5 protein-coding genes are annotated in these 4,188 nt (G+C 71.6%); all 5 read left to right on the top strand.

Going from position 1 to position 4,188, the window contains the following annotated elements:
- The coding region (locus tag FNH04_RS42390) for a hypothetical protein (protein WP_152791566.1) at window positions 1–246 on the top strand (246 nt) is incomplete at its 5' end.
- A gap of 157 nt (window positions 247–403) precedes the next feature.
- Window positions 404–700, top strand: coding sequence for a hypothetical protein (locus tag FNH04_RS42385; protein ID WP_152791565.1), 297 nt, complete (start codon window positions 404–406; stop codon window positions 698–700).
- A gap of 110 nt (window positions 701–810) precedes the next feature.
- Entirely contained in the window at window positions 811–1,722 is a 912-nt protein-coding gene (locus tag FNH04_RS42380) for an MBL fold metallo-hydrolase (protein ID WP_152791564.1), read from the top strand.
- A gap of 168 nt (window positions 1,723–1,890) precedes the next feature.
- Entirely contained in the window at window positions 1,891–2,925 is a 1,035-nt protein-coding gene (locus FNH04_RS42375; protein ID WP_152791563.1) for a phosphotransferase family protein, read from the top strand.
- Between the two features lie 6 nt (window positions 2,926–2,931).
- Window positions 2,932–4,155 (top strand): acyl-CoA dehydrogenase family protein, encoded by a 1,224-nt coding sequence (locus FNH04_RS42370; RefSeq protein ID WP_152791562.1) that lies wholly within the window; start codon window positions 2,932–2,934, stop codon window positions 4,153–4,155.
- The last annotated feature ends 33 nt before the right edge of the window (window positions 4,156–4,188 follow it).

Raw genomic sequence — 4,188 nt, 5'->3', positions numbered from 1 at the left:
ACCCTGGCGGGCACCGTCGCCGCCGTCCTCGCGGGAAAGACCGCACTGCACGGAGGGCCGTCGGTGGCGGGCGTGCTGATCTGCACCCTGTGCGCGGCCCTCTGGCTGGGTTTTCTGGGCCTCGCCCACCGCCGCATCAGCGCTTTGGCCACGCCCCGCCCTCCGGTGCTCGGCCCCCGGCATGCCACGGCGGCCACCCTCTGCACGGTCGCGCTCGCCCTGTGCGGGGCGGCTCTCCTGTTCTGACACCTCGCGGGCACCGGCGCCCGGAGTGCGCCCCTTGGAGGGGAGCCGGGCGGACCATGAGCCAGAAATAGCGCACCGAAAAGGTGGTTTTTACCTCCCGCGGCTAGCCTGGCCGTGTGGTTCCCCCTCCCCCACACACACCTCCGAGGTGAGCACCATGACCACCCCGCACCAGGAACACTCCGCCCACGAACACGTCCACGGCCCGTCCTGCGGACACACCGCGGTGCCGCACGACGGCCACGTCGACTACGCGCACGACGGGCACCTGCACAGGGAGCACGCCGGGCACTGGGACGAGTGCGAGCCGGGCGGGCATGTCACGCACGAAGGGCACCCCCACGCGCACGGCGAGGGCTGCGGGCACCCCGCGGTCGAACACGGCGACCATGTCGACTACGTGCACGACGGACACCGGCACGCGGCGCACGAGGGACACTGGGACGACCACTGAGCCGACCTCCCGGGCCCCATGGACGTCCCCGGGGCACCCCGGACGCCTGCGGATCGTCACCTGCTGGCAGGCTCTGACCACCAGTTGGCGACGATCCCCAGGGGGTCCCCATGACCGCAGGCGAGCCGTACACCGTCGAGTTGGCCGCGGACGTGTACGCGTACGTGCAACCGGACGGCGGGTGGTGCCTGAACAACTCGGGCTTCGTGAGCGACGGGACGGCCACCCTGCTCGTGGACACCGCGGCGACCGAACGGCGCACCCGGGCACTGGCCGCCGCTCTGGAGGCCACGGGCGTCCCGGCGCCGAAGCTCCTGGTCAACACCCACCACCACGGGGACCACACCTACGGCAACAGCCAGTTCATGCCGGCGGCCACGCTCGTCTCGCACGCCGCCTGCCGCCGTGAGGCGCTGGCCAGCGGGCAGCACCTCCACCTGCTGTGGCCGCAGACCGACTTCGGGGACGTCCCGATCCTGGGCGCGGACGTGACGTTCACGGACCGTGCGACCCTGCACGTGGGCGACATCGAGGCCGAGGTGGTCCACCCGGGCATCTCGCACACCGTGGGCGACTCCTTCGTGTGGCTGCCGCACCGCCGGATCGTGTTCACCGGGGACCTGGTCTTCGAGGGCGGGACGCCGTTCTTCCTGATGGGCTCGCTCAGCGGTTCGCTGCGCGCGCTGGAGCTGCTGCGCGGGCTCGGCGCCGAGACCGTCGTACCGGGGCACGGGCCGGTCACCGACCCCTCGGCGTTCGACCGGGCCGAGCGGTACATCCGGTTCGTGGCCGACGTGGCCGAGAAGTCGCGCGCGGCCGGGCTCAGCCCGCTGGAGGCCGCCCGTCAGACGGACCTCGGGGAGTTCGCCGAGCTGCGCGAGAGCGAGCGGCTGGTGGCGAACCTGCACCGCGCGTACGCCGAGCTGGAGGGGCTGCCGGAGGGCGAGGGCGTGGACCCGTTCGCGGGCTTCATCGACATGGCCACCGTCAACGGCGGGGAGATGATGACCTGCCACGCGTGAAGCGGTGGCCCCAAGGCGAGGCCGGGGCATCGTCGAGCGGCCGGATCCGACGGAGAGGCCGCTCGTTCCCCGGCACCCACTTCGTCGCGCCCACTGGACGACATACCGACCGGTCGGCATCATAGTCGGGTCCGGTTCACCGAGGTTCATCCGCACGTAGGAGCGACGATGTGTTCTGACCATCCGCCCGGTCTCGATCCCGACCGGCTGCGCGGCCTGCTCGACGCCGAGCGGCCCGGCCTGGTGGGCGGTCCCCTGACCGGCCGGCTGATCGAGGGCGGACGGTCGAACCTCACGTACGAGGTCACGGACGGCACCTCGAAGTGGGTCGTACGGCGCCCCCCGCTGGGCCACGTACTGGCGACCGCGCACGACATGAGGCGCGAGCACCGGGTGATCAGCGCGCTGCACCCGACGAACGTGCCGGTGCCGCGCCCCGTGCTGCTGTGCGAGGACGAGGACGTGCTCGGTGCGCCCTTCTACGTGATGGACTTCATGGAGGGCACGCCCTACCGCACCGCCGAGCAGCTGGCCGCACTGGGCCCGGAGCGCACCCGGGACGCCGTACTGAGCCTGGTCGACACACTCGTCGAACTGCACGCGGTGGACCCCGCCGAGGTGGGCCTCGCGGACTTCGGGCGCCCGGAGGGCTTCCTGGACCGGCAGCTGCGGCGCTGGGGCAAGCAGCTGGACGCGTCGCGCAACCGCGAGCTGGCCGGGATCGACGAGCTGCACGCCACGCTGGGCCGCGAGCTGCCGCACTCACCCGCGCCCGCCGTGGTGCACGGGGACTACCGGCTCGACAACGTGCTGCTCGGGGAGGACGACCGGATCAGGGCGATCCTCGACTGGGAGATGTCCACGCTCGGCGACCCGCTGACCGACCTGGGCCTGCTGACGATGTACAGCGTGCCGCTGGGGCTGCCCGAGTCCCCGGTCTCCACCACCGCCGTGGCCCCCGGGCACCCGGAACCGGCGGAGATCGTCGAGCGGTACGCCGCGCGCTCGGGGCGCGACGTGTCCGCGGTCTCCTGGTACACGGCGTTCGCGTGGTTCAAGCTCGCCGTGATCCTTGAGGGCATCCACTACCGCTACACGCTGGGCCAGACGGTCGGCCGCGGCTTCGACCGGATCGGCGAGCTGGTCCCCGTCTTCATCGAGCACGGCCTGACGACTCTCCAAGAAGGCTCCCGGAAGGGCTGATCCACCATGGACTTCGCATTCGACGCCCGTACCGAGGAACTGCGCGGCAGGCTGCTCGCCTTCATGGACGAGTACGTCTACCCGGCGGAGCCCGTCGCCGAGGAGCAGCGGGCGCTGCTCGCCTCGCCGTGGGACACCCCGGCCGTGGTCGAGGAGCTGAAGGCCGAGGCCCGCAGGCAGGGCCTGTGGAACCTCTTCCTTCCCGACTCCGAGTACGGCGCGGGGCTGACGAACCTCCAGTACGCGCCCCTCGCGGAAATCACGGGTCGCTCCCCGCAGCTGGCGCCGACCGCGCTGAACTGCGCGGCGCCCGACACGGGCAACATGGAGGTGCTCTCGCAGTTCGGTGACGAGCGGCAGAAGAAGCAGTGGCTGGAGCCGCTGCTCGCCGGCGAGATCCGCTCGGCGTTCGCGATGACCGAGCCGGAGGTGGCCTCGTCCGACGCCACGAACATCACGACGCGGATCGAGCGGACCCCCGACGGCACCGACGAGTACGTCATCACCGGGCGCAAGTGGTACATCTCCGGGGCCATGAACCCGGACTGCCGGATCTTCATCGTGATGGGCAAGACGGATCCGGAGGGCGCGGACATCCGCCGCCAGCAGTCCATGGTGCTGGTCCCGCGCGACACCCCCGGCGTCACGGTGAAGCGCGCGATGCGGGTGTTCGGGTACGAGGACCACTACCACGGCGGCCACGCGGAGGTGGTCTTCGATGGCGCGCGCGTCCCGGCGTCGAACCTGATCGGTGAGGAGGGCGGCGGGTTCGCCATCGCCCAGGCGCGGCTCGGGCCGGGGCGTATCCACCACTGCATGCGGCTGATCGGTATGGCCGAGCGGGCGATCGAGCTGATGTGCCGGCGGGCGGTGGCGCGTGAGGCCTTCGGGAAGGCGCTGGCCCAGCAGGGGGTGGTGCACAACTGGATCGCGGACGCGCGGGTGGCGGTGGAGCAGTTGCGGCTGCTGGTGCTGAAGACGGCGTGGATGATGGACACGGTCGGTAACCGGGGGGCCCACACCGAGATCCAGGCCATCAAGATCGCCACGCCGCGGACGGTCGTGGACATCATCGACCGGGCGATCCAGTTGCACGGCGCGGGTGGTGTGAGCCAGGACTTCCCGCTGGCCGAGCTGTACGCGGGGGCCCGCACGCTGATGATCGCGGACGGTCCGGACGAGGTCCACCAGAGGTCGCTGGCGCGGCGGGAACTGAAGCGGTACGTCTGACCGCCGGGGGCGCCCAAGGGTTTTGGGGTGGTG

Origin of the sequence: Streptomyces phyllanthi, from assembly GCF_009377205.1 — a bacterium.
Taxonomy (GTDB): Bacteria; Actinomycetota; Actinomycetes; order Streptomycetales; family Streptomycetaceae; genus Streptomyces; species Streptomyces phyllanthi.
The sequence above is the reverse complement of the archived record's forward strand: the minus strand, read 5'-3'. Positions and strand labels throughout refer to the sequence as shown.